This window comes from Marinobacter sp. MIT930201 (genome assembly GCF_047122665.1).
In the GTDB taxonomy this organism is placed as follows: domain Bacteria; phylum Pseudomonadota; class Gammaproteobacteria; order Pseudomonadales; family Oleiphilaceae; genus Marinobacter; species Marinobacter salarius.
Genome location: NZ_CP138916.1, coordinates 2,377,950 through 2,404,163, shown reverse-complemented (window position 1 = coordinate 2,404,163; position 26,214 = coordinate 2,377,950). Strand labels below are relative to the sequence as shown.

Genomic DNA, 26,214 nt, shown 5'->3' with positions numbered 1-26,214 from the left:
GCGCCTGCCCTTCACCGATAAACAGGCGCTTCGAACGAAGGAGAATTGTTATGTCTAATGATGTTGTCATCGTATCCACCGCCCGCACGCCCCTGGCCAAATCCTGGCGCGGCGGCCTGAATATGACCCACGGTGCCACCCTTGCGGGTCACGCCATCCAGCACGCGGTTGAGCGTTCCAAAGTCGACCCGAACGAAATCGAAGACGTGCTGATGGGCTGCGCCCTGCCCGAAGGCTCCACCGGTAACGATGTCGCTCGCATGGGCGCAATCCGTGCCGGCCTGCCCGTTACCGTTGGCGGCGCCACCATCAACCGTTTCTGTTCATCTGGCCTTCAGGCCATCGCCATGGCCGCGCACCACATTGCTGTGGATAAAGTCCCGGTGATGGTCGCCGGCGGCGTGGAATCCATCTCCACCGTGCAGGCCAACGTGAACCAGAACTACTTCATGGAACCCTGGCTGGCGAAGAATAAGCCTGAGCTCTACTGGTCCATGCTGGACACCGCCGAAACCGTCGCCAAGCGCTACGACATCAAAAAAGAAGACATGGACGAATACGGCGTCCGCAGCCAGAACCTGGCCGATCAGGCTCGCCAGGACGGCAAGTTCGATGACGAAATCGTGCCCATCACCACCACCATGGGCGTCGCTGACAAAGCCACCGGCCAGCTCAGCAGCCAGGAAGTGACCGTCAGCCAGGACGAAGGCATCCGTCCGGGAACCAACCTGGAAGGCGTCAGCAAAATCCGCTCCGCGATGGAAGGCGGCGTGGTTACTGCGGGTAACGCCAGCCAGTTCTCCGACGGCGCCTCTGCCTGCGTACTGATGGACAGCAAAATCGCCGAACAGCGAGGCGCAACGCCACTCGGTATCTTCCGTGGTTTCGCCGTCGCCGGCTGTGAGCCAGACGAAATGGGCATCGGCCCGGTCTTCGCGGTGCCCAAACTGCTCAAACGCGCCGGCCTGACCGTCGACGACATCGGTCTGTGGGAACTCAACGAAGCCTTCGCCGTGCAGGTTCTGTACTGCCAGCGCAAACTTGGCATCCCCATGGACCGCCTGAACGTCAACGGCGGCGCCATCGCCGTGGGCCACCCCTACGGCACCACCGGCTCCCGCCTGGTCGGCCATGCTCTGATCGAAGGTAAACGCCGTGGCGTCAAATACGTGGTCGTCACCATGTGCGTGGGCACCGGTATGGGTGCTGCTGGATTGTTTGAGGTTGCCTAAGGCTTTGGTTGCTGCCTGAAGCCTCGGTTGCCCTTGGCTTGGGTGAAAGTGCCCGTTGGGAGTGGGTGTCCAAAACACGCTCCTTACGGCACGTCCATGTGACGCTCGGGCTCCGCCATCCATGGCTCCGCACGGTTTTGGACACCCACTCCCAACGGCCACCCAGAACTTTGTGCAGAGGCAAACAGGTGCAACCGGTAAGCGCATTGCGAACGTTCGGCAAGACATTTTTTAAGCAGGCAAGAACAGACTTGAAGCGTTGGTCGGTAACGGCCTTTCAAAAATGTGCGGAGCCAGGGATGGCGGAGCCCAAGCGCACACGGACGTGTTCACAGCGTTTTTTGAAAGGCCGTTACCGACCGACGCCGCCCCGAGCTAACAGGCCCGGGCATTAAGAACTACCAGGCAACTCCAAACGCCAAAAGAACCATCAACCTCAGCCAATAGACAAAGAGGTAAAACATGGACCTGAATTACACCCCGGAACAAGAGGCCTTCCGCGCCGAAGTTCGCCAGTTCCTGGAAGACAACCTCCCGGACGACATCCGCGAGCGCGTTCAGAAACGCCTGCGCCACGATAAAGACATGACCCAGCGCTGGCAGAAAATTCTGTATGAAAAAGGCTGGGGCGCCTCCACCTGGCCGGAAGAATTCGGCGGCCCGGGCTGGAACCCGATTGAACAGATCATCTTTGAAGAAGAGTGTGCCCTCGCCGGTGCGCCACGCCAGCTCGATTTCGGCCTGCGCATGGTCGCCCCGGTGATCATGACCTTTGGCAACGACGAGCAGAAACAACGCTTTCTGCCGGGCATTCTCAGCGGCGAAGACTGGTGGTGTCAGGGCTATTCCGAGCCGGGCTCCGGCTCCGACCTCGCGTCACTACGCTGCTCCGCCAAACGCGAAGGCGATCACTACATCGTCAACGGCCAGAAAACCTGGACCACCCTTGGCCAGCACGCCGACTGGATCTTCTGTCTGGTGCGCACCAGCAACGAAGGCAAGCCGCAACAGGGCATTTCCTTCCTGCTGATCGACATGAACGATCCCGGCATCGATGTGAAGCCCATCATCATGCTGGATGGCGAGCACGAGATTAACGAAGTCTATTTCGATAACGTGAAAGTGCCCGCCGAGAACCTGATCGGCGAAGAGAATCAGGGCTGGACCTACGCCAAGTTTCTGCTGGGCCATGAGCGCACTGGTCTGGCCAATGTGGGCCAGTGGAAAGCCTTGATGAAGCGTCTAAAAGTTGTCGCCAACGAGGAACAGGACGGCCAGCGCCCGCTGATCGAGAACACCCGCTTCCGCGATCGTCTGGCGCAACTGGATATCGAGCTGCGTGCACTGGAGCTGACCGTACTTCGGGTGCTGACCGACAAGCGCGGCCCCGGCCCGCAGGCATCCATCCTGAAAATCCGTGGTACCGAGATCGGCCAGAAGCTGTTTGAACTGCTGATGGAAGCCGCCGGACAGGATGCGATCGCGCACATTCCGGACGCCCTGGAACTGGACTACAACGGCCCGCGCGCCGGGTCCATCGATGCCACTCCGGCGGCCGGTGACTACTTCAACATGCGCAAGCTGTCGATCTTTGGCGGGTCCAACGAGATCCAGCGCAACATCATCGCCCAGCTCGTGCTTGGTCTTTAAAGGAGGCGATCTTATGAATTTCGATCTTACCGACGAACAGCAAATGCTGAACGACTCGTTGCGCCGCTTTGTGACCAACGAGTACAGCTTTGAAAAGCGCAGCACCTTCATCGAATCCGGCAATGGCACCGACCCGAACACCTGGGCCGCCCTGGCGGATATGGGCCTGCTGGCGTTCACCTTCCCCGAAGCCTTTGGCGGTCTGGATGGCAACGCCGTCGACACCATGGTGGTGATGGAAAACTTCGGTCGCGGCCTGGTGGTTGAGCCCTATCTGGCTACGGTCGTTCTGGCCGGCGGGCTGATTCGTGATGTGGGCAACGACTCCCAAAAAGACGAGTACCTGACGGCGATCGCTTCCGGCGAGCGCAAGATGGCCTTTGCACATTACGAACCCGGCGCGCGCTACAACCTGAGCCAGGTACAGACCACTGCCCGCAAGGACGGCGACCACTTCATGGTCAGCGGCCAGAAAACCGCAGTCATCCATGGCGGCCAGGCGGACCAACTGGTCGTCTCTGCGCGCACCAGCGGCAACACCAATGATGAGACCGGACTGTCCCTGTTCATCGTCGATGCCAATGCCAAAGGCGTGAAAATTGACGACTACGCCGCCCATGACGGCTACCGCATCGCAGACATCAGTTTCTCCAATGTCGCCGTCAGCGCCGACAATCTTCTGGGTGAGCTGGACCAGGCGTTCCCGCACATTGAGAAAGCCACCGATCTGGGCATTGCGGCGGTCTGTGCCGAAGCCGTGGGGGCCATGGAAGCCATGAACGAAACCACGCTGGACTACATCAAAACCCGCAAGCAATTCGGTGTACCTATCGGCAAATTCCAGGTGCTTCAGCACCGCATGGCGGACATGTTTATTCAGGCAGAGCAGTCAAAATCCATGGCCATTCTGGCCGCTAGCACCGCCGATTCCGACGACCGGGCCGAGCGCCGCAATGCCCTGTCCATGGCAAAAACCCTGGTCGGTCAGGGTTCCCGCTATGTCGCACAGGAAGGTGTTCAGTTGCACGGCGGCATGGGCGTGACAGACGAAATGTTCGCGGCGCACCTGTTCAAGCGGCTGACCACCATCAACCTGCTGTTCGGCGACGCGGATCATCATCTGGCCCAGGTCAGCGACGGCCTGTTGGCCGCCAGCGCCTGAACCTTCGGACTGATAACAAGGAATCGACTATGAGCGTAAAACAACTACTGGACCTGTCCGGCAAAGTCGCCTTTATCACTGGCGGCTCCCGTGGTCTGGGCCTGCAAATGGCCGAGGCGCTGGGTGAACTGGGCGCGAAGATCGCCATCAGCGCCCGCAAACAGCACGAGCTGGACGCGGCGAAAGAACACCTGGAAAGCCAGGGCGTGACGGTGGTGACCATCGCCGCCGACCTGGGCGATCTGGAAGGTATTCCCAAGGTGGTGGATCAGGTGATCGAGCAGCTCGGCGACATCGATATTCTGGTGAACAACGCCGGCGCCACCTGGGGAGCCCCAGCGGAGGACTATCCGCCCGAGGGTTGGATGAAGGTAATGAACCTGAATGTGAACGCCAGCTTTTTCCTCACCCAGACCGTCGGCAAGCGCTGCATGATCCCGCGCAAGACCGGCAAGGTGATCAATATCGCCTCCATTGCCGGGCTATCTGGCAACCCGGAGGGCATGCAGACCATCGCCTACAACACCAGCAAGGGCGCCATGGTGAACTTCACCCGCGCCCTGGCGTCCGAATGGGGTCATTACAACATCAATGTGAACGCGCTTTGTCCAGGCTTCTTCCCGTCCAAGATGTCTCAGGGACTGTTGGATGCACAAGGCGACAAAATGCTTGAGCGTATTCCGCTCAAGCGCTTTGGTGGCGAAGAAGATCTGAAAGGTGCAGCGGTGTTGCTGGCGTCTGAAGCCGGACGACACATTACCGGGCAATGCCTGGCAGTGGATGGCGGCACGCTGGTTAGTTAAGCATGCCCCTCTCGTCTGTTAAAGGCACTGACTAACCTGCTCCGGGTCCAGGTTACCACCAGTAATAATCAGAACCGTGGCCCTGTCCGGATCAGGCGCAACCTGGTTTTCCAATAACGCCGCCAGCCCGACACTGGCACCAGGCTCTACATAGAGCCTGGCTTCAGTCAGCAGGCGACGTGTGGTTTCCCGGATAGCCGACTCGGTAACCGTCACGATCTGGTCCACCACCTGACGGGACGCGGCATAGGTGCAGTCACCGACCACTGCCGGTGCCAGGCTGGCAGCCCAGGTATCCACCGAGTCGAGGCTGGCGCTGGCATCCTGCTTGTGCCAGGCGTTAAACATGGTCGCCGCACCCTCCGGCTCCACGCCGATCAGCTCCACTTCCGGCCGCTGTGCCTTGATGGCCAGCCCCAGCCCGGAAATCAAACCGCCGCCTCCGATGGGGCACAGTATCCGATCCACATCCGACTGCTGGCGCAGCAATTCCAGGCCAACGGTGCCCTGTCCAGCCATGATGCGGACATCATTGTAAGGGTGAACCAGCGTCCGCCCCTTGTCATCCCGCAATTGATGGCACAGCGCCACCGCCTGCTGGATATTTCCGTGCACAATCACTTCGGCGCCCAGCGCCCGGGTGCGGTGAATCTTCAACGGGCTGGAACCTTCCGGCATCACCACCGTGAGCGGAACATCCTGCATGGCCGCCGCCCAGGCCAGGCCGATTGCATGATTCCCGGCGGACACCGTCACCAGGCCAGCCTCGAGTTCGTCAGCACTGGCGGTCAGCAGCCAGTTCAGTGCACCCCGAGCCTTGAAACTGCCGGTGCGCTGAAAGCTCTCACACTTCAAACCCAGCGGCTGGCCCATGGTGGCATCCAGATCAGGCACAGTCAGGAGCGGTGTTTCGCCCAGTTTCGGTCGAATGCGCTGCTCTGCTGCCTGTATTTGGGATAGGTCAGGAAGGGTTGGTTTGGTCATGGTGCGTGCTCCATTTGCTCCCATTACCAAACCATGGCCCCATTGGGGCCAGCGATCAAGTCACAACAGCCTCACCCGCTTCAACAGCCTCTGGCTCACACACATACTGCCCCGCGTCAAACCGCTTCGTCTGCTGGCGGAATTGCCAGGTGAAGCCCGGCCACAGCGTGGTGTTCTTGCCGTTCTCGTTTACATACCAGCTCTTGCAGCCGGTCTGCCACACGGAGTCGCCGAGCTTGGCGTGAATAGAGGCGTTGTATTGGCTTTGGGCGTCTTCCTTCACTTCCACGCTCTTCCAGCCGTGCTTGTCCATTTTCTTCAGGGCACCCAGCACATACTGGATCTGGCTTTCAATCATATAGACCATGGAGCTGTGGCCGAGGCCGGTATTGGGGCCCATGAGCATGAAGAAGTTGGGGAAGCCGGCAATGGCGCTACCCTTGTAGGCTTCGGCACCGCCTTTCCATGCGTCCAGCAGGTCCTGGCCGCCACGGCCATGTACCATGCCTGCGGGTATCGGGTCCTGGGCCTTGAAGCCGGTGCCATAAATGATGCAGTCCACTTCCCTCTCATGGCCGTTGTTATCCACGATCATATTGCCACGCACTTCGCGGATGCCGTCGGTCAGCACGTCGACGTTATCCTGGGCCAGCGCCGGGTAATAGTTGTTTGAGATGAGCACCCGCTTGCAGCCGAAGTGAAAGTCCGGGGTAACTTTCCTGCGCAGTTCCTTGTCCTTGATCTGGTTGCGGATATGGCGGCGTGCCTGTAATTCGCCGATTTTGAGGATTCGCGGATTGCCTACAAAGCCCAGTACCCGTGCTTCCAGCATCCAGTAGATGCTCTGGCGAAAGGCGTTCAGGGTCTGCGGGAACTTGCGGAACATCATCCTTTCCAGCGGGCGGATCTCGCGATCAGGCTTGGGCACGATCCACGGTGGAGTCCGCTGGTAGAGGTCGAGGTGAGCTGCGTCTTTGGCCACTTCCGGTACGAACTGAATGGCTGAGGCGCCGGTGCCAATCACTGCTACGCGCTTGCCCTTGAAGTCGTAGTCATGGTCCCAGTCCTGGGAGTGGAAGCTTTTGCCGGTGAAGGTGTCGATGCCTTTGATGTTGGGGTATGCCGGGGTGCTAAGGCCGCCCATGCCGGAAACCACAACATCCGCCTTGAAGGTGCTGAATTTGGGCAGGCCCTTGTCTTTGCGGTTGAGTTTGTCGCCGGGGTTCAGGCCCTTGTCCTGCATGTAGGCCCAGAGTTTGGGGCTGTCGCAGGTTTCGATGGTCCAGCTTTGGGTTTTTTCGTCAAAGCGGGCACCCGCCACGTGGGTGTTCAGGCGCACGTGTTTCATGAGGTCGTATTTTTCGGCGCAGCTTCGCAGGTAGGCCTGGATTTCTTTCTGCTGGGCGAACATGCGGGTCCAGTTGGGGTTTTGTTCGAACGAGAAGGAGTAGAGGGCGGATTGGACGTCGCAGGCACAGCCGGGGTAGTGGTTTTCGTGCCAGGTGCCGCCGACGTCGTCGCTTTGTTCGAGGATGACGAAGTTGTCGTATCCGGCTTCCTTGAGTTTGATCCCCATGCCCAGGCCGGAGAATCCGGTGCCGATGATGGCAATTTTTGCTGTCTGACTCATGTATTCCACCTCGTTGTTCGCTGGCCTTCTGGCCTTGCCTGTTGTTCTCTGTTTCGCCATGATGATTGGCGGTAGACACATGTATACCCAACGAAGTAGACAGCTGTATACTTTTGATCTGCAGAATTTGACCGTTTGGCCTGGTTTGATAAGCAACTGTCCCTCATACCAAACTTTGGAGAAGGACAAGTTGGGGGAGGGGGTTCCCGAAACACGCCTCAAGACATCCATGTGCGGCTTGAGCTCCGCCATCCATGGCTCCGCACAGTTTCGGGAACCCCCTCCCCCAACTCGTCCGCATACTTTAGGTGCATGCTCAATGAACATGATTACCGGTGGAAAACTGAAGCTGATTCAGGCGGCGCTCAGGTTGATTACCCAGAGCCGCAGCCTGACATCTCTCGGTCTCCGGGAACTGGCCCGTGAGGCCGGACTGAATCCCAATACTTTTTATCGGCACTTCAAGAATCTGGACGAGTTCGGTCTGCAGGTACTTGGGTACATTGCCGAAGACATGAAAGCCGGCGTGCGGGAGTTGCGGCGGATGGCGGAGTCGTCGGAGCAGGCGTCCCACGATACGGTGACGTTTGTTTACCACTACTTCCTGGCCAACCCGGCAGCGACGACCGTGGCGGTGCGGGAGCTTCACGGGCCGTCGGCTTTGTTGCGCAGGGCGCTTGAGGCGCAGTTGGATGCCAGCGCGCGCGAGATGGCGGAGGATATTATCGAGCGGCGGCTGGTCAGTGCTGTGCCGACGGAGACGATTCATGAGATCTCCCGCATGACCATTCGCTATATCCTTTTCAGGGCAATGGATTACATCGAGAAACCGGCGCAGCGGGCAATGATCCAACATGAAACCGAGCGGTTTATCAACCGCCAGTTTCGGGGGGCAATGCTGGATGGGCTGGCCGAAAGTGAGGTACAGGCACTGTTAGAGAAGGACCTCTAACGGGCTTATTATTTTTTTCGTTTTACCTTTCCGTTTTTTCGCTTTGTTCGTTTTTAGGAAAACCTTTGTAAATCTGTTAGCGTCTACCTATAAGTAAAAACCGAGATTTTCAGTGAATCGGTCATTCCGGAGGACGTACTTACAATGAAGATCGGTATCCCCAGGGAGATTTTCGAGGATGAACGACGGGTAGCGGCAACGCCGCCCTCGGTGCATAAGCTGATAGGCCTTGGCTATGAGGTGATGGTCGAAGCCGGTGCGGGTGAGGCCGCGAATTACACGGACGACGCCTACGAAAAAGTGGGCGCTACCATTGCGGCGGACACCAAATCGCTTTGGCAGGACGCGGATTTTATCCTCAAGGTTCGCGCGCCGATGAAAAACCCTTCGCTCAAGAAACACGAAGTGGATCTGATGAAGGAAGGGGCGTTCCTGGTCAGCTACCTGTGGCCAGCGCAGAATCCCGAGCTTCTGGAGAAGCTGGCGGCCAAAAAGATTACTTCCTTCGCCATCGATAGCCTGCCCCGCATCAGTCGTGCCCAGAAGATGGACGCCTTGAGCGCCATGGCCAATATTGCCGGCTACCGCGCGGTGATTGAGGCGGCCAATAACTTCGGGCGGTTCTTTACCGGCCAGGTGACGGCGGCTGGCAAGGTACCACCGGCGAAAATCATGGTAATCGGGGCCGGCGTCGCAGGCCTTGCCGCGATCGGCGCCGCGAACAGCATGGGCGCCATTGTGCGGGCGTTTGATACCCGTCTGGAAGTGAAAGAACAGGTTGAAAGCATGGGAGCCGAGTTCCTGGTGCTGGATTTCGACGACGAGGACGGCAGCGGTGGCGGCGGCTACGCCAAGCAGATGAGCGACGAGTTCATCAAGGCGGAGATGGCGCTGTTCGCGGAACAGGCCGAAGAGGTGGATATCATCATCACCACTGCCCTGATTCCCGGCAAGCCTGCGCCCAAGCTGATCACCGCCGATATGGTGAAATCCATGAAACCCGGCAGTGTGATTGTCGATCTGGCGTCGGAACGCGGGGGCAACTGCGAGCTGACGGAGCCCGGCAAGGTCGCTCACCATCATGGCGTAACGCTGATTGGCTACACCGATCTGCCCAGCCGTATGGCCAAGGTGGCCAGCGATCTCTATGCCACTAACCTGGTACACCTGATCACTGAACTGACACCAGAGAAAGACGGCCAGCCCCAGGTCAACATGGAAGACGATGTGATCCGTGGCCTGACGGTGGTGCGAGAGAACGACGTTACCTGGCCACCACCTCAACCGGAAGCGCCGGTCAGCCCCAAGCCGGCGCCCGGCACTGAAGAACCCACGGCTGCCGACAAGGAGGCCGCGAGGCAAGACGCCAAACGCCGCAGCCAGTTTGGCAAGGGTGCGCTGCTGCTGGTCACGGCCCTGGCGCTCTACGGGGTTGGTGCCCATGCGCCGGAAAGCTTCCTGCAGCACTTCACGGTGTTTGTCCTGTCCTGCTTTATCGGCTGGCAGGTTATCTGGAACGTGACGCCGTCCCTGCATACGCCTCTGATGAGCGTGACCAACGCCATCAGCGGCATCATTGTGATCGGTGCCATTCTCCACCTGGCCCAGGCGGAGAATCTGGCCGTTGGCATCATGGCCTTTTTCGCGGTGCTGATTGCCAGCATCAACGTGGGGGGCGGCTTCCGGGTCACCCATCGCATGCTCAAAATGTTTCGCAAGTAGGAGGCGCCCGATATGAGCACAGGATTGGTGAGCGTGGCCTACGTGGTCGCAAGTATCTGTTTTATCCTCAGCCTGGGTGGCCTTAGCCATCAGGAATCCGCCCGGCGCGGGAACCTTTATGGTGTCGCCGGCATCATCATCGCTGTTGGCGCCACCCTGGCGAGCGTGGACGGTGGTGTTATCGCGATCGTGATTGCGGTGCTGCTGGGCGCCGGTATTGGTATCCCCATCGCCAACAAGGTGGAAATGACCCAGATGCCGCAACTGGTTGCCTTGCTGCACAGTTTTGTGGGCCTGGCGGCGGTATTGGTCGGTTTCTCAGGCTATATCGAGCCCCTGGTAGCCACCACGGGTGCCGAACACACCATCAAGCTGGTGGAAGTGTTTGTCGGTATCTTTATCGGCGCCGTGACCTTCACCGGGTCGCTGGTGGCCTGCGGCAAACTGGATGGCCGCATCGACAGCAAAGCCCTGACCCTGCCGGGCCGACACCTGATGAACCTGGTGGCCATCATTGCCTGCGTATTGCTGGGTGCCTGGTTCCTCGGTACCGACAGCATGGCGCTGGGGCTGATTTCCCTTGTCATCATGACGGTCATCGCCTCGGTGCTCGGCATTCACCTGATCATGGCCATCGGCGGCGCCGACATGCCGGTGGTGGTGTCCATGCTCAACAGCTACTCCGGTTGGGCGGCGGCCTCTATCGGGTTCATGCTGGGTAATGACCTGCTGATTGTGGTGGGTGCCCTGGTAGGCAGCAGCGGTGCCATCCTCAGCTACATCATGTGCAAGGCTATGAACCGGTCGTTTATCAGCGTCATCCTGGGCGGCTTCGGCCAGACCAGCAGCAGCTCAAGCGCGGCCGATACTGACCAGTCTGTCTATGAGTCCTCCGCGGATGATGTGTGCGAGGAACTGCGCAATGCCGATTCAGTGATTATCGTGCCGGGTTACGGAATGGCTGTGGCGCAGGCCCAGAACGGCGTCAGCGAAATGACGAAAATCCTGCGGGACCGTGGCGTCAACGTGCGTTTCGGCATTCACCCTGTGGCGGGTCGCCTGCCCGGACACATGAACGTGTTGCTCGCCGAGGCCCATGTGCCCTATGACATCGTGCTGGAAATGGACGAAATCAACGACGATTTCCCAAGCACCGATGTGGTGCTGGTTATCGGTGCCAACGACACCGTAAACCCGGCCGCCGCCGAAGACCCGGGCAGCCCGATTGCCGGTATGCCGGTGCTTGAGGTGTGGAAAGCGCGCCAGGTGGTTGTCCTCAAGCGGGGCATGGCCACGGGTTATTCAGGCGTGGAAAACCCGCTGTTCTTCAAAGACAACACCCGCATGCTGTTTGGCGATGCCAAGGAAAGCATCGACAAGCTGGTTGGTGGGTTAAGGGGCTGATTCTTCAGCCCCGGATTCCTTCTCAAAAAACCGCTCAATCTGCCGGGACTGGCTCTGGCCGTCCCGGTAGCCCAGCTCAATCAAATCGCGACAGAAGCGTTTGTCGAACAGCAGGAAGCTGGCGAGATTGGCGCTGGAAAAAGGCGCGTTGTCCGAAGCACCGGTCAACCGTCGCAACACCAGCGGCATGGCGTCAATGTATTTCATGGCGATTTCGTTGATGGGCTCGGAAGGGGAAATTTCCAGAATATCCACCGGGTTCAGGTCCAGCCCGGACTCCTTCAGTTTCTTCTCTGGGATCAGTTCCAGCAACTGGTTGATCAGCCGTGAGCGATCGATGTCGTAATCCAGCGTATCCAGGAACATGCCGTTGAACACGTGGGCCAGTACCTGGGTCAGCGTTGGCATACCGGGCTTTTCCGGGCGCCTGGACGGGCACATCGCGTTGGCACTAACCCCGATCACCAGCACCTTGCGCGCACCCAGTCGCAATGCCGGACTGATGTGGGCCATCTGGCGGGTCACGCCATCACCAAAGTACTCGCGGTTGATCTTCACCGGCGCAAACAGAGTGGGAATAGCCGCAGACGCCATGATGTGGTCCACTGCCAGCTCTGTGCGGGTGCCGCCACGCTGTCCGACCGACCAGCCTTGCAGCCCTTCAGCCCCTTCAAAGAAACACACATTCTGGCCAGTCGCGTAACCGCAGGCATTCAGGCCCACAGCGTCGATGTGGCCCTCCTGAATGGTTTGCCGAATGCTCTGCAGGTCGATCTCCCGCTCCAGCAATTCCCGCAGTGGCGAATTATCCAGAAAGGAAACCGGCCCGCTTTCAATGGGGCGACTGATCATCTTGCGGGCGATGGCGCTGAAGCTGCGCATCAGGCTAAAGGTATCCGCCCGGAATACCCGGTCCATAGTCAGTTCCGACCAGACTTTATCGAGATGATCAATACTGTGGCGAAACAGCCCCCGGTTACCGGCAAGGGCCATGGCATTGATCGCCCCGGCCGAGGTACCGATAATGACATTGAACGGGTGGTTCCAGTCCGGATACATGTCAGCGATAGCGCGAAGCACGCCGACCTGATACGCCGCCCGCGCGCCACCGCCGGTGAGAATGACACCGTTCTTTGTCATGAAGCCATTCCGTTTTGAACAGTGCCTCGCATCAGGCCTGTTTGATCTTATGCCGACGCCGGCCGGCAAACGGATTGTTAATGCTGGAATCCTTGCCCTGCAACTTGGCCTCGGGGTGGTTCTTCGCCATCAGTTCCTTGACCTTGGGAATGTGGTCCTTCGGGGCATCCACCATGATCAAGTACTTCCCTGCCTCAATATCATGATGGAACGGCTCGATACGGTAGTTTTCACTCTGGATACCACCAAAGCCACCAATCCAGGCGCCCGCTACCACCACAAAGATAAACAGGGCTATCCAGGCCGCCGCCGGCATGTTCAGAACTTCCAGCAAGGCCAACGGTACAAGGAAGGCCAGCGCCAGCACAAAGCCGGCTATGGCGCCGCGCTCCACGTACCTGGGCAGATCCGTTCGGTCCAGGATGGACGCGGTGTGTAACTGGTGAGTGTAGAGGCCGGCCTCGTCCTTGCTGACAATGTGGAAGCGCCAGTCAGTGACGTCGTGCTCGTGAAGGTCGTCGGAGATTTCTTTTGCACTGTCAATCGAAGATACCAGATAGAATAAACGTATCATGGTGTTTCTCCTCTTTCGCCTGTGAATGAGGCGTTCTTCTACTGACAATTTAGTTCATAACCCCCGACTTTACGTAATCTGGCCTTATTCAGCTGCCGATGGTTCGCACCAACATCACCGGCCCCGCCAGCGAAACACCCCAGGCAAGCACGGCAAGGAGACCATCTTTCGAAATCATCGCAAGGCCGAATGTCATCAGCGCCACGCCAGCAATACTGGCACTGAATGGCACGAGCTCCGTCGCCGGCATCACGATCGCAATCACCATGCACGCAAGCGCCATGGCGTAGAGGCCAGGACCCTTGACGAGGAAAGTGAATCTCGGGCGTATCAGGCGGTCGATCCGCCGTGCGGCCGGGCGCAGTAAATGGAGCCCCTGTACAAGCTTCTGGCGGGGAACCTGACGCCGGAGCAACAAGCTGGGCAGCCAGAACTGGGTCCGACCCAACAGAACCTGCCCCAACGTCAGCAGTGTGAGCAGGCCCAACAGGGTCGGCATTCCCGGCACGCCACTGAGGGGCGTCACCAGAATAAGGCCAACCAGAAGCACCAGCGGCCCAAAGGTCCGGCGCCCGACTGCATCCATCATTTCACCGATGGAAACGTGAGAACGACCAGCGGCCCCTGCTTCTATACGGTCCAGTAACTGTTCGATATCCGCCGGATCACCCTGGTCATCCATTCACCAGCCTCCGGAAATCTGATCGTTACTTGGTGGTGTTGTAGACGTAGGAAGACACTGTGCCATCTTCGTTGAATCGCACCACCAGGTCCGTTGTCTCGGCGTCACCGAAAGCAGACCAGCGATACTTGCCGTAGGTCCAGGTGCGCTTGCCGTCCTCGATACCGGTGCGCCAGGGCTCACCAAACATCTCCTGGATATCGGCGCGGGTGGTATCGCCGATCTCGATCTGGTCAACGTTATGGGTGGCAAAGTCCTGGCCGACCGTGGCGCAGCCGGCCATAACCAGAGTCAACGCAAGCAGGACAATGGCTGAAAGAGAAGTTACAGACTTCATGGTGTATCCCTTTAGTTGAAAACAAGAGCATTAATCATACGGGTTTCGACAACAGGTTAAATTACAGCCCGGACAGACACAAAAAAGCCCCGGTGTCTCGCCGGGGCCTGTTGTCAACGCCTTGTCTGATCAGTAGAGCTTTGCCAGCGACTTTTTCGCGAACGGCTCGACCTCGCCAATACGGCCGTCCTTCACTTTCACCAGCCACTCGGGGTCCTGCAGCAATGCGCGGCCAACGGCGATCAATTCGAACTCGCTGTTGTTCATGCGCTCAACCAGTTCGTCGATGCCGGACTGCTCCACCGCTTCCTTCTTACTGGCGAAAGTACCGCTGATGAAGTCCTCCGTCAGGCCCACACTGCCAACGGACATGGTCGGCTTGCCAGACAGTTTCTGGGTCCACCCTGCCAGGTTCAGGTCAGAGCCTTCGAATTCGGGCTCCCAGAAGCGGCGCGTGGAGGCGTGAAAGATATCCACACCGGCATCCACCAACGGTTTCAGAAACTGCTCCAGTTCCTCGGGTGTGTTCACCAGCTTCGCCTCATAATCCTGCTGTTTCCACTGGGAAAAACGCAGCATGATGGGGAAGTCCGGGCCTACCCGATGGCGGACAGCTTCAACGATCTCAACCACGAAGCGCAGACGGTTCTCCATACTGCCGCCGTATTCGTCATCACGCTGGTTGGTGCCTTCCCACAGGAACTGATCCAGCAAATAACCGTGGGCGCCGTGAATCTCCACACCGTCAAAGCCCAACGCTTTGGCATCCTGAGCACCGTCGGCAAACGCCGTGATGACCTCGTCAATGTCGTCCTTGCTCATCGCCTTGCCGTTGGGTTTGCCCGGTGAAAACAGACCGGACGGGCTGTAACCGGGTACGGATGGGTCCGGCTCGGTGCCTTCCTTGCGTACGGCACCCACGTGCCACAACTGCGGGAAAATGGCCCCGCCAGCCTCGTGGACCGCATCAACCACATCCTTCCAGCCGGCGAGAGCTGTGTCGCCATGAAAGAACGGCACATTCGGATAACCGTTGGCGCCAGGATGATTCACTGTCGTGCCTTCGGTAATCAGCAAACCAACACCGCCTTCAGCGCGGCGGCGATAATAGTCCACCACATCCTGGCTCGGGGCGTTGCCCGGCGAGAAATTGCGGGTCATCGGAGCCATCGCCACGCGATTGCGCAGGGTCAGGTTGTGGAGTTCAAAGGGTTCAAACAAAGGGCCAAGATTCATGCTCATGGTAGATCGCAACCTTACTAATCTGGTTTTAAAATGCAACCCTATTAGGTACACTCCGAAACATGGCCAGAAAACGTTTTGATGACTCCAATTGCTCCGTCGCCCGCGCCCTTGACGAGGTGGGTGACTGGTGGTCCCTGCTGGTAGTGCTGCACGCAATGTATGGCACCCGCCGCTTTGTGGACTTCCAGCAAGAGCTGGGTATTGCCCGCAACATTCTCTGCGACCGGTTAGCGAGGCTGGTGGACAACGAGGTATTGAAGAAGGTGGATGTGGGCGAACACGGCTCACGATTCGAGTACCGACTGACCGAAAAAGGCCGGGACCTGTTTCCGATTGTGATCGCCCTTCGCCAGTGGGGCGACAAATGGAATCCGGCGCCAGATCAAACACCGCTGGACCTGAGGGACCGCGAAACCGGGCGTGCCATTTTACCGGTTGAAGTTCAGGATGCCGACGGCAAGCCGCTGACCGTACGTGATGTGTTTGTGCCGGAAGGCGCCGACACCGGCCTCGAGGAAAAGACACCGGACGGCAAAAAGTCAGCCTGAGCCAATACCCAAAACGGGGCCCTGGGGCCCCGTTTTCTGTGGAGTAGGCAGGACTACGCGTTTTCGCGCTGGGGTGAGCGCCTTGCCTGACCACCGTTGCCATTCTGGCTACGGCCGCCACTGCGACCACCCGGCTTGCCGCCAAAACTACGGCCATTTCCGCCGGGCTTACCATTGCCACCACCGTTACCGCCGCGACCACGGGCCCGGCTGGGGTCTGCCTTGGCTTTTGGCTTCAATGGCAGGTTGTTCTGGGGCTCGAAGCCCTCAACAGATTTGCGCGGCAACTGCTTCTTGATCAGCCTCTCAATCCCGGCAAGCATCTTGCCCTCATCGGCGCTGACCAGCGACAGTGCATGGCCGCTTTCACCGGCACGACCAGTACGGCCAATGCGGTGAACGTAGTCTTCCGGCACGTTCGGCAATTCGAAGTTCACCACCTGGGGCAGCTGTTTGATGTCCAGGCCACGGGCTGCGATGTCGGTTGCGACCAGTACACGCACTTCACCCTGTTTGAAATCAGCCAGGGCGCGGGTACGAGCACCCTGTGACTTGTTGCCATGGATCGCAGCAGCGGTAATACCGTCACGCTCCAGCTTCTGGGTCAGGCGGTTGGCACCGTGTTTGGTACGGGTGAACACCAGCACCTGCTCCCAGCCATTGTCTCGCACGAGCTTGCTCAGCAAGGCGGTTTTCTGGCTCTGATCAACCGGATAGACAGACTGCTTGATGCTTTCCGCAGCGGTGTTTCGGGCTGCCACTTCCACCTGCACCGGGTTATCCAGAAGGCCTTCGGCCAGGGTGCGGATTTCATTGGAGAAGGTGGCGGAGAACAACAGGTTCTGGCGCTTGGCGGGCAACAGCGCAAGAATCTTGCGGATGTCACGGATAAAGCCCATGTCCAGCATGCGGTCGGCTTCGTCCAGCACCAGGATTTCCACTTCGTTGAAGCGAACTGCATTCTGCTGATACAGGTCCATCAGACGGCCGGGTGTGGCCACCAGCACGTCCAGGCCCTTACGCAGCTTCATCATCTGCGGATTGATTTTTACGCCACCAAACACCACGGCGGACTTGGTCGGCATGTATCGGCTGTAAAGGGCCACACTGTCATGTACCTGGGCCGCCAGCTCGCGGGTAGGCGCCAGGATCAGTACACGCGGGCCTTTGCCAGTGCGGGGGTTTTCCGCCAGGCGCTGCAGCAATGGCAGGGTGAACCCTGCGGTTTTACCGGTACCCGTCTGGGCAGCCGCCATCACATCCCTGCCGGATAAAACGGCGGGGATGGCCTTGGCCTGGATGGGTGATGGGGTTTCGTAACCCTGGTCGGCAGTGGCACGGACCAGTTGCTCGGACAAACCGAGTGAAGAAAAACTCATAGTGGATCAACTCTTGATTAGTCTGCCTCCACGAACACCGATCTCGGCGAATGCGGGCAGATGCCATGAAGATTCATGGAATAAAAGACGACTACGGCCACACACCGTTAACGGGGTGACGTCCTCTGACAGGTCGTATGGATGGTTCGCACGGGCTTGAAGCCTTGAATTGCGGAAATCCCTAGAGGCAGGATGCTGGGCACACTAACAGAGTGATTCGGGAATAGCTATAAGGAACTTTACCGGGCAGGGATCTTTGATGTGGTCCCCCGTCGGGGATAACCCTGCCAGGCCAGGCAGGGTTATCGGTCCGCCATTAACGATTAACGCACGCCGTCCCGGCGTAACGCAGCCGGCGTGTATTCACGGGAGCGACGCTCGGTACCATACTGGTAAGGCTCGTCTTCCTCGTTGGTCAGCCCCATCACCAGATAGCGCCCTGACAACAGGTCATACAGGGTTTCAAAGGCATAGGCCGGAATGTTGGCATCGTATATCTGCATCGCGTGCGCTTCGGCAACACGCCACAGGTTGCCACGGCCGTCGTAGTGATCCACCGCTGCAATCTGCCAGGTATCCTCATCAATGTAGAAGTCCCGTTTGCCGTAGACATGCCGCTCACCATCCTTGAGTGTCGCTGTTACATGCCATACCCGGTGCAGCTCATAACGCGTGAGGCCCTGGTCGACATGGCCGGGCTTTATGATGTCGTCATAGCTCAGGCTCTCGTCGGTCAGGCGATAGGAATTGTACGGAATGTACAGCTCTTTCTTGCCCTTGAGTTCCCAGTTGTAACGGTCTGGCGCGCCATTGTAGAGGTCCAGGTTGTCAGACGTGCGCTGACCATCTGCGGCGGTACCCGGCCCATCGTAGGCCACATTGGGAGCACGGCGAACACGACGCTGCCCGGAGTTGTACAACCATGCGCGGCGGGGCTCCTTAACCTGGTTGATGGTCTCATGCACCAGCAGTACGTTACCGGCGAGGCGAGACGGAGCGGTGATGGCCTGCTTGAAATAGAACATCACGTTGGGATCTTCGCTTGGATCGAAATCCTCCAGCGCCACCCGCTCGGTAAACGATTCGGTGAACCTGACCGGGCTGAAATCGCCGTTTGGCTGTGGTGTTACCTGTGCCACATTGCGGGTAAAGGAACCGCCGCGGTAGCGGGTGATATGGTTGAAAATCACCTCAAGGCCATTTTGGGGGATCGGAAACGGGGTCGCTGTTTTGTAGTTCTTGAGACCGTTCCCGCTTTCCACCAACTCCACTTCGGTGGCATTGGCTTTGGTTTTCTCCAGCACGTCGGCAGGATAGGTCGCCGTTCTCCGGGTCTGGTAGACCGGCATAAAATAGTCGTCGTACGTCCTGATCATCGCAATCTGGCCGGGCGTCAGGTTGTCCGCGTACTGGTCAACGTTGCTCTGGTCAATACGAAACAGCTCTTTGTCATTGGGAAACGGATCCACGTATCGGCCGTCGCCCTGGTAGGCACCCGGTGCCTGAAGCAGCCCCCCGTCCCAGGCAGGAATTTCATCGCCATTACCGGACTTCTCGGCGCCCATCGGCGTGAGCGTATCTCCCAGTTTGGCGGCCTCCTGGGCCGACACTGCTGCGCCGGCTGATGCGGAATACAGCATCGAGCACGCTAATGCACTGTAAAGCAGGTTTTTTCGGTTAATCATGGATTACTCCTCGGTTTTCAGACAATGGTTCAAAATGAATAGGACACTGAGGCCGACACGAAATCCCGGTCATTGATGACGTTGTAATCACCCCCGAAATAGTTGGTGTAGCTCAGATTGGCTTTGTAGGCGTTTTGATAGGTGGCTTCGACGGCCAGGCCCAGTGACTTGTTGCCTTCCTGGAAGTTGCCACCAGGATCTGGTGCGTAGCCCTTCACGTCGTGAGAGAAAAAGAGCCGGGGGCGCAAGTTGACGCCAGCGACGGCATCCGGATAGTCCCAGACAAACAGCGTGCGATAGCCCCAGGAGAAGGACGTGGTAAACCCACCACCTCCACAGTTGCTGGGGTTGATGTTCAAACGCGGGTCACTGTCTGTGCCCTGGCTGCAGTAGTCACCGGTAAAGTTGTCACCCTCCAGCGGCACCGGCCCCACACCGTAGATGCCCGATCGCCCGTAGCGGGCTTCCGAGGTGCTGGGCAGATCGTGGATATAGGTGGCACCAACCTCACCAACAATGATGAAACGGGCGGCGCCCATTACCCGGTCAATGAAGTGAATGAATGTGGCCTGGGCCTGGGAAACGTTGTAACGGTCGTAGCCATCAACAGCCTTACCGGCATAGTTGAAATTGGGATCCTTCTCACGCTGGCGTTGCTCCAGATTGCTCACTACCTGTCCATCCGGACCACGCTGTTGCAAGCCTCCGTAGATCAGCTCAAACGTGTTCCACTGGATGGGAAGGTTTGGCCGGAAGCTGTATTCCGCCCCCAGCGAAGTGCCCGTTGGCAGGGTGGTGTTGATACTGATGCCATAGAGATCAATGTCTTCCGGATACTCGATGAAATAGCTGGGAAACCTGGAGTTGGGCAGGTTGGGGTCGCTTTTCTGGTTTGCCGATGGGTCCGAGGGGTTGTTGACCACACCACTGATGTACGGAAGACGGCTGTGATAACGGGTGTAGTAGAACCCCAGCTCGGCCCCCAGGTCGGTCAGATACCAACGCAACGCGGCACCGAACTGATCCTTGTCCCCGGGCTCGCGATCGCCCAGGCGCGGAGACACGAATCCCTCTTCCAGCGCCTGGGAGTCTGGCACCTGGCCCGCCAGTAATACCGGGCCACAGCCATCGGCCGCCACGTCGGCGGAGGAAAAATAGGTGCCACAGTCGTCAATCCTGAAGCTTTCCCAGTCGGTCTGAACAAACGCCTCCATGGTGATTTCAGGCGTCAGGCCAACTGACGTATACAACATCTCCACCGGTAACAATACGTCTTTGAGCTCCGCGCCGGGAGCACGAAACGCGGGAACGTCGATCGGATTGACCGCGTTGATACCGCCCAGGATGAACGTGCTTTCGCCCCAGTTCACCACCTGACGGCCGTAACGGATCGACACCGGCGTATCGCCGAAGTACCAGTCCGTAAACACGTAGGCGTCGAGAAGATCCACACCGGAGGCGTTATCTTTGGCCTCATCGTTCAGTTCACGTCGCTGGCCGACCGGGTCCTTGGCGCGACGGTTATCCTTCAGTTCATGGTCGTAATAATAGGTGCCTCGCACCAGCGCCCCGACCCGTGTCAGCGTGTCACTGTCGGGGGTGTAGTCCAGGAACAGTTCACTACGGCCACGCAGGATCTGGGAATACGGCTCGTTCTTTTCAAAGTTCAGGTTGCCGTCGTCGAAGTTGTTGGACGAGGCGCCCGTGTTACTGAATGCGAATTCCGGGCCCAGGTTGCCCTGGGAGATCAGATCTTTGTCCTGATCTTCCAACCGATAGGCAATCCCCGCCGTCAGGGTCGTTGAGAGCGAGGCGTCGATCTCGTAGATGTCAAAATCGAATGCCATCGCCGGGGCTGTGGATACGATTGCGCCGATAGCCAGCGCCAGGCGTTTACGGTCTCGGTTTTTTGTTGTCATTGGTCTGTAGCTCCAGTTTTTCAGGCAAAGCTTCCCCATTGATGGAGAGAATCGCCATCGACATACACGTGTTTATCGGGAACGGGCGCTCCGGGATCTCCGAAGCGCTGGTTGTCTGGCCGTTGGGTTTCTAGATCAGGCCGCCACCAATCAGGCCACCATCACCTCCATCACCCCCACCATCTCCGCCGCCGTCTGGCTCACTGCCTGGGTCGGTGTTGCCCTCGGCGGAGCAGTCCGCACCTGAGGTATCGGCATCCTCTACGACACAGGGGTTGCTGATAGAAACGGTGCCATCACTGAACAGCTCCAGCATCTGCGCGATCAGCTCGTCGAAGACCGCACGTGAAGAAAAGGCATCCGCCGCTTTCTGACCGGCAGACACGGGGTTGCCATGCGACCCTTCCAGATAGCGGGTTATGGCTGGGAGGCCACTTGCCAGCGGCGTTGACTCAGCGCCCATACCCGCAGCCAGGGGATCCGTACCCGCCAGAGGTGCGCGCTCACTACTGATCACAAATCCGGTTTCCGGAACCGTGGTTTCAAGGGGCCCCATGGCGTAAAGCTGATCATCCGCGGCATTGGGAATCGTGTCGTCAGTTGGGCGCTCAGGGTCATCATCAACACCAACGATTTCAGTCAGCAACGTGTTGGTGTTCTGATAAAAGCCGGCATAGGCGACAGGGTCTGCCGAATCCAGCTGCGACTGGAACACATTGAAGTAGATGTTGAGTTCCGTACGTCCCTGCGCCAGCACGCCGTCAGAGGCGGCGTCCAGCACGGGAAGAAGCTGTGGTGCCAGTGACTGCGAGTTTTCGAACAGACGTGTGAACTGACCGCCGGTGTTCAGCAGATTCGAGGCCAGAACCGGGCTGAGATTGGAGTTGCCCGCAGCACTCGCTGCATTGTTAACCGGTGGGAAGGCCACGCCACCCATACCACTGAGCGAATGGCTCATGAAATAGACCCGGCTCGGATCAATGCTCAGGCCCTGGGCACAATCGCCGGCGGCCTGACACGCGTTGATGGCGTCCTCGATCGCCTGCAACGAGGCGTTCACGTTAAGCAGGTCGAGGGTGCCCTGGCGCATGTTGTCACGGGTGTTGGCGTAGTTAGTGAAATTCAGGTACAGACTTCCCGATTCGGGCTCCTGCAGTTCACCCGCCGGTACCGGATTAAGATCCGCGTCAGCGGCGAAGCCAAAGTGACGCTCGACGGCGTCCGCCGAAGCACCATCCTGAGTGGTGATGGGATTAAGACCAACCACGCCCTCTCCGAAAATACCGTGCAGCGGCTGATCGATACCGATGGTGACGAAGCAGTCAAAGGTATTGCCAGGGTCTGCGCAGGACAACCCAGCGGCTGTCGCCAGAGGGAGGATCGCCGAACGGTCGGTGGTCACGGCATGCTGATAGATGATCACCGGAAAACCATTTGCCGGGGTCTGCGGGGCAATCAAGGCCTGGTTGGTGTCGGGCGCGGCAACCAAAATGGGAACCGTTGTTTCACTGGACTTTTCAGCAAACGGGAAGCGGTAGGTCACGCGATCCGAGGGCGCCTGATCGAGTGACTCCTCGGCACTGAAGTCCGCCGGGAGCCAACTGGCCGAGCGCAGGTCTGACCCATCCGTCGCCTCCGGCACGCCCTGAAAATACGGCAGGGTAATCTCGCCCTCATAGACATGGATATTAAGAGGGGTGCCCTGAACTTCCTGAGCCAACGCCGGATTTATCTCACCACCGTCGCGCTGGTTGAACATTCTTACTGTTCGCGGCTTCGGGGCATCAATAAGGTTGTCAGCGGCGGTTGCAAGCGCCTGCGCTTCACCCTCGTTGTCAGCGACAGTATCGACGGCCATCGCTGTTGCGGCCTGCAAAGCATAGGCGACTCTGCGGTCCGCCTGATCATTGCTGACAAGGTCCTGATATTGAACGACCATGCCAGCGTCCCGGGCCTCACTGAGCAGGCCGGCGAGCTCGGCGTCGTAGAGGCGGAAATCTGTGTCCGTCAGCGTTGCATGGATTTCATCGTTGATGTTCTGCTGTTCCGCCGTCGCGGCCCCCTCCAGCGGCTGTTGAGTCAGGTTGTAGAATCCGGAGATCAACTGCTGGAGCCCTTCCTGTCGGGCAGCTATACCCAGGCTGTTGCGGAAGAACGTCACCGGGGCTGTATTTGCCAGCAGCACGTCGTCTACCGCCGTTGTGGTGATCGTTGTGGAAAACACAACGTCATCGAACGTCTTTGAGAATCCAGCGATGGAAAACGCCTGCTTGAACTCAAAATAGTCGGAAGCGAGTCGGCGGGCAGGTAACAACGCCTCGCGGAATGGCTCGAACGCAACATTGGAAAGCACCGCTTCCGGGTCCGCCACCGACTGGTAGGTCGGAGCGCCAACGAGCGGGTCGCCGTTGGTGTCTACAATGTCGTCGGTGATGGCCAGGGCGTACCGGGTTTTCTCAGCCAGTGGCTTGACCGGCAGAATCCGGATCATATTGTTCTGGCCACCATCGATATCCAGCAGCTCAACCCGAAGTCTGTCCTCAACCAGGGCATCGAAAATCGCATCGGCTTCGGCGGTATTACCGCTTTCCTCAAGTGCCAGTGCCCGCCGGTACTGAATCGCCGATGAAATTCCGGCGACCTCTCCGGAGGTTTGACGGAGGCTATCGCCACCGGCATATTCCAGGGGAATCAGGAACACATTCTGATCCGGGTTGGGGACAACTTCGCCCTCCACGGAGATAAAGTCACGTGCATCAAGGGTCTGCTGGCTGTCCAGGCTGCCACTGATCTTGATATCAATGGGTGCCAGTACTGAATTTCCATCGAGAAATCCAATGCCCGTGGTCACTGGGTTGGCAGGATCGCTGCCGTTCAGCATGGTGCCGTCGTCAACCTCACTGAGATAGAAAAGGGAATCGCTTGGAATCGGGAATTGGGTGGTCAACGGGTCAAATAATGGGTGAGTTCCCCGCTCCACGGCCGGATTGGTAATGTCGTAGTCTGGGTCCGCATTCTTTGTAGTCTGGCTGCTGCTTTCAAAACAACCCGTCAGGCTGACCGACAAAATGACCATCGACATCAGTCGCGTTTGGCGCATGAACATACTTGTTTACCTCTGTACGTTTTTTTGTAGTTCGAGACTCGTCCTGTGTCTTTCGGCCTAACACGGAAGTCTAATTGCGGTGGTTCCAAAAAAATTTTCCCGAATAGACGAAAAATCGCAAAAGGAAGGGCTAACTGGTTCTTGTAGCGAGAAATTTGTCTCGAACAAAAGGCAATAATGATGGTATGTTCAGAATCTGACATCCGAACACCTACAAGAATGGCCTGAGGACGGGGCACCCGCCAAACCGTGCCAACCACAGACCGAGGGAATCAGATTGGCTTTGCTCCCATTTCGTTCGTCGTCGTCAAAGCGATTTGACCGGCTGATTCTGCCTTACATGAAAGGCATGTATATTTTCGCCTACCGCCTGACTGGCCAGAAACAGGACGCAGAGGATCTGGTGCAGGATGTCGTGGTCAAGATGTACCCCCGGCTGGACGAACTGGAAAACGTGCAGCAACCCCAGCCATGGCTCAACCGTGTGTTGTACCGGCACTTTGTTGACCTCACCCGAAAACAATCCAGCCAAAGAGAAATCAGCGTCAGTACACTGGTCGCTGCGGAGAGCCAGACCGCCTTCATAGAATCCCTCGGCGAGGCAAGCCCGGATGCGTCCGCCGGTATCGACCAAACGCGCATTGGCGAAACCGTCAAGCGGTTACTGAATACCCTGCCACCAGACCAACGAACCCTGTTACTGCTTCACGACGCGGATGGCTGGCGCCAGGAGGACATTGCAACGGTTCTGGATGTGCCTGTCGGTACGATAAAATCACGCCTGCATCGCAGCAGAGCGTTTATGCGGGAACGGTTGAAAAAACAAATGGAACCTTTCGAAAAGCAACAACGTGAAGGGTGAAGAGGTGAATGCCATGACGTGTCGTCAGTTCCATCAGGAGGTCGACAGCCTGGTTCGCGGCGATCTTCCGCTGCATGAACAGGAAGCCCTCCAAGCTCACGCATCGACGTGTGCCAGTTGCTCAGAACTTTGGGAGGATGAACAACGCCTGCAAAAAGGCATCATGGCCCAGACCGTTCCAGAGCCCGACGACGATTTCGAATCCCGCGTTCGTGCAATGGCACTCGCTGGCGAGACACCTCGGAATTCCACGTTACGCAAAACGTCACTCTGGGCTTCATCAATTGCCGCCGTGCTGGCACTCGGTATCTTCATCGGTATGCAGGTCGGCCCGGCAGATACGGGATTGCCCGAAGACATCGCAGATGCAGATGCTACCGGGCAGACAGCAACAGAAACCGTTGCTGAACCCGAAAGTGGAGCGGAACTGAAAACCGTCAGGCTGGCGTTCAATTCCCGCAAGGCGATGGACAACGTCACCCTGACCCTGGAACTGCCGCCCAACGCAGAACTGGCACCCTTCCCGGGGCGCCAGACCATCAGCTGGACGGTGGATCTCAAGCAAGGCGATAACGTACTGGCGTTGCCCATCAACGTACTGTTCCCTGGTTCCGGCAAACTGGTTGCGCACCTGGACGATGGAACCCGGCGCAAAACGTTCAGCACCGCCATTCCAGGAAACACGGAGCCTTCATCATGAAAAGACATATCCATATGCGCTGGCTTGCTCCGGCCATGCTCGGCCTTCTGCTTGCTACACCGGCTCTGTCCTGGGCTCAGGACGATCTTGATGTGACCATGAGAATGGTCGCGGACGATCAGGAGCTGGACGATTCCTTTGTGCAACAACTTGAGCTTCCGGAGTCCGTGGACGCGCCCGCCGGCGCAAACGGGTTCGGTGATATGCAGACGGATTCCGGCGACTTCGCTTCCGATACCCGGGAAGACATGCTGGATATCGAGAGCACTCTCTCCGAACAGTCACGGGAGTCTCGTGACGCGCTCGGCATCGAACTGCCTGGCGAGATCATCCAAGACGAGCCAGAACTGGACCTGCCGGGCATCGAAGACCCTGGACTGGACCTGCCAGGCACCGGCGATACCGATCTGGACCTGTTAAACGACAGTGGCCTGAATCTGGAGGAAACCGGACAGCAGTAGATTAGATACAGACGTCACACCTGATCCCTTCAGGACT

The 26,214-nt window shown here is 58.3% G+C and carries 22 protein-coding genes; 11 read left to right on the top strand and 11 right to left on the bottom strand.

What is annotated here, in order from left to right; genetic code table 11:
- Positions 1–50: 50 nt before the first annotated feature.
- The 4 genes from SIC19_RS10945 (at position 51) to SIC19_RS10930 (ending at position 4,847) form a co-directional block, all read left to right on the top strand.
- Entirely contained in the window at positions 51–1,232 is a 1,182-nt protein-coding gene (locus tag SIC19_RS10945) for an acetyl-CoA C-acyltransferase (protein ID WP_127401959.1), read from the top strand.
- Positions 1,233–1,694: 462 nt separating this feature from the next.
- On the top strand, positions 1,695–2,882 hold the full coding sequence (locus SIC19_RS10940) for an acyl-CoA dehydrogenase family protein (protein WP_075194647.1): 1,188 nt from the start codon (positions 1,695–1,697) through the stop codon (positions 2,880–2,882).
- Between the two features lie 13 nt (positions 2,883–2,895).
- Positions 2,896–4,044 (top strand): acyl-CoA dehydrogenase family protein, encoded by a 1,149-nt coding sequence (locus SIC19_RS10935; RefSeq protein ID WP_075194646.1) that lies wholly within the window; start codon positions 2,896–2,898, stop codon positions 4,042–4,044.
- Positions 4,045–4,073: 29 nt separating this feature from the next.
- The gene (locus SIC19_RS10930; protein ID WP_075194645.1) at positions 4,074–4,847 is read left to right on the top strand and encodes an SDR family oxidoreductase; all 774 of its coding nucleotides are present in this window, start codon (positions 4,074–4,076) and stop codon (positions 4,845–4,847) included.
- An 18-nt stretch (positions 4,848–4,865) separates the two neighbouring features.
- Here SIC19_RS10930 and SIC19_RS10925 read toward each other — a convergent pair whose 3' ends face one another.
- Both SIC19_RS10925 and SIC19_RS10920 read right to left on the bottom strand, forming a co-directional pair.
- On the bottom strand, positions 4,866–5,831 hold the full coding sequence (locus SIC19_RS10925; protein ID WP_127401960.1) for a threonine/serine dehydratase: 966 nt from the start codon (positions 5,829–5,831) through the stop codon (positions 4,866–4,868).
- Between the two features lie 55 nt (positions 5,832–5,886).
- Positions 5,887–7,461, bottom strand: coding sequence for a flavin-containing monooxygenase (locus SIC19_RS10920; RefSeq protein WP_075194719.1), 1,575 nt, complete (start codon positions 7,459–7,461; stop codon positions 5,887–5,889).
- 319 nt (positions 7,462–7,780) lie between these two features.
- On the opposite strand from SIC19_RS10920, the gene SIC19_RS10915 reads away from it, so the two are divergent.
- From SIC19_RS10915 to pntB, 3 genes are all read left to right on the top strand, one after another.
- Positions 7,781–8,413, top strand: a complete 633-nt coding sequence (locus SIC19_RS10915) for a TetR family transcriptional regulator (RefSeq protein WP_041332933.1) — start codon at positions 7,781–7,783, stop codon at positions 8,411–8,413.
- 144 nt (positions 8,414–8,557) lie between these two features.
- Positions 8,558–10,135 (top strand): Re/Si-specific NAD(P)(+) transhydrogenase subunit alpha, encoded by a 1,578-nt coding sequence (locus SIC19_RS10910; RefSeq protein ID WP_075194642.1) that lies wholly within the window; start codon positions 8,558–8,560, stop codon positions 10,133–10,135.
- Positions 10,136–10,147: 12 nt separating this feature from the next.
- Complete coding sequence (gene pntB / locus SIC19_RS10905; protein WP_075194641.1) at positions 10,148–11,539, top strand: Re/Si-specific NAD(P)(+) transhydrogenase subunit beta; 1,392 nt, start codon at positions 10,148–10,150, stop codon at positions 11,537–11,539.
- Here the strand turns inward: pntB and SIC19_RS10900 are convergent.
- The 5 genes from SIC19_RS10900 to SIC19_RS10880 form a co-directional block, all read right to left on the bottom strand.
- Positions 11,528–12,679, bottom strand: a complete 1,152-nt coding sequence (locus SIC19_RS10900; protein ID WP_036211581.1) for a patatin-like phospholipase family protein — start codon at positions 12,677–12,679, stop codon at positions 11,528–11,530. The genes pntB and SIC19_RS10900 overlap by 12 nt on opposite strands.
- A 31-nt stretch (positions 12,680–12,710) precedes the next feature.
- Positions 12,711–13,253, bottom strand: coding sequence for a hypothetical protein (locus SIC19_RS10895; protein ID WP_075194640.1), 543 nt, complete (start codon positions 13,251–13,253; stop codon positions 12,711–12,713).
- Between the two features lie 88 nt (positions 13,254–13,341).
- On the bottom strand, positions 13,342–13,935 hold the full coding sequence (locus SIC19_RS10890) for an exopolysaccharide biosynthesis protein (RefSeq protein WP_075194639.1): 594 nt from the start codon (positions 13,933–13,935) through the stop codon (positions 13,342–13,344).
- A gap of 25 nt (positions 13,936–13,960) precedes the next feature.
- Positions 13,961–14,272, bottom strand: coding sequence for an outer membrane protein assembly factor BamE (gene bamE, locus SIC19_RS10885; RefSeq protein WP_041332932.1), 312 nt, complete (start codon positions 14,270–14,272; stop codon positions 13,961–13,963).
- A gap of 129 nt (positions 14,273–14,401) precedes the next feature.
- On the bottom strand, positions 14,402–15,514 hold the full coding sequence (locus SIC19_RS10880; protein WP_127401961.1) for an NADH:flavin oxidoreductase: 1,113 nt from the start codon (positions 15,512–15,514) through the stop codon (positions 14,402–14,404).
- 62 nt (positions 15,515–15,576) lie between these two features.
- Between SIC19_RS10880 and SIC19_RS10875 the strand changes: the two genes are divergently transcribed.
- Entirely contained in the window at positions 15,577–16,065 is a 489-nt protein-coding gene (locus SIC19_RS10875) for a winged helix-turn-helix transcriptional regulator (RefSeq protein WP_127401962.1), read from the top strand.
- 53 nt (positions 16,066–16,118) lie between these two features.
- Here SIC19_RS10875 and SIC19_RS10870 read toward each other — a convergent pair whose 3' ends face one another.
- The 4 genes from SIC19_RS10870 to SIC19_RS10855 all read right to left on the bottom strand — a co-directional run bounded on the left by SIC19_RS10870 (position 16,119) and on the right by SIC19_RS10855 (position 24,154).
- The gene (locus SIC19_RS10870; RefSeq protein ID WP_036211594.1) at positions 16,119–17,444 is read right to left on the bottom strand and encodes a DEAD/DEAH box helicase; all 1,326 of its coding nucleotides are present in this window, start codon (positions 17,442–17,444) and stop codon (positions 16,119–16,121) included.
- 323 nt (positions 17,445–17,767) lie between these two features.
- Entirely contained in the window at positions 17,768–19,129 is a 1,362-nt protein-coding gene (locus tag SIC19_RS10865) for a DUF1329 domain-containing protein (RefSeq protein ID WP_127401963.1), read from the bottom strand.
- A 29-nt stretch (positions 19,130–19,158) separates the two neighbouring features.
- Positions 19,159–21,048 carry a DUF1302 domain-containing protein gene (locus SIC19_RS10860; RefSeq protein ID WP_127401964.1) on the bottom strand — a complete coding sequence of 630 codons (1,890 nt, stop codon included), beginning with the start codon at positions 21,046–21,048 and terminating at the stop codon, positions 19,159–19,161.
- A gap of 130 nt (positions 21,049–21,178) precedes the next feature.
- Positions 21,179–24,154 (bottom strand): hypothetical protein, encoded by a 2,976-nt coding sequence (locus SIC19_RS10855; RefSeq protein ID WP_127401965.1) that lies wholly within the window; start codon positions 24,152–24,154, stop codon positions 21,179–21,181.
- A gap of 283 nt (positions 24,155–24,437) precedes the next feature.
- Here SIC19_RS10855 and SIC19_RS10850 point away from each other — a divergent pair, with 283 nt between their 5' ends.
- Genes SIC19_RS10850 through SIC19_RS10840 form a run of 3 tightly spaced genes read left to right on the top strand, consistent with a single transcriptional unit; the run spans position 24,438 to position 26,177 of the window.
- Positions 24,438–25,016 (top strand): RNA polymerase sigma factor, encoded by a 579-nt coding sequence (locus SIC19_RS10850; protein ID WP_075194718.1) that lies wholly within the window; start codon positions 24,438–24,440, stop codon positions 25,014–25,016.
- 13 nt (positions 25,017–25,029) lie between these two features.
- On the top strand, positions 25,030–25,716 hold the full coding sequence (locus tag SIC19_RS10845; protein ID WP_127401966.1) for an anti-sigma factor family protein: 687 nt from the start codon (positions 25,030–25,032) through the stop codon (positions 25,714–25,716).
- Positions 25,713–26,177 carry a hypothetical protein gene (locus SIC19_RS10840; RefSeq protein WP_127401967.1) on the top strand — a complete coding sequence of 155 codons (465 nt, stop codon included), beginning with the start codon at positions 25,713–25,715 and terminating at the stop codon, positions 26,175–26,177. The genes SIC19_RS10845 and SIC19_RS10840 overlap by 4 nt, the downstream gene beginning before the upstream one ends.
- Positions 26,178–26,214: the final 37 nt, after the last annotated feature.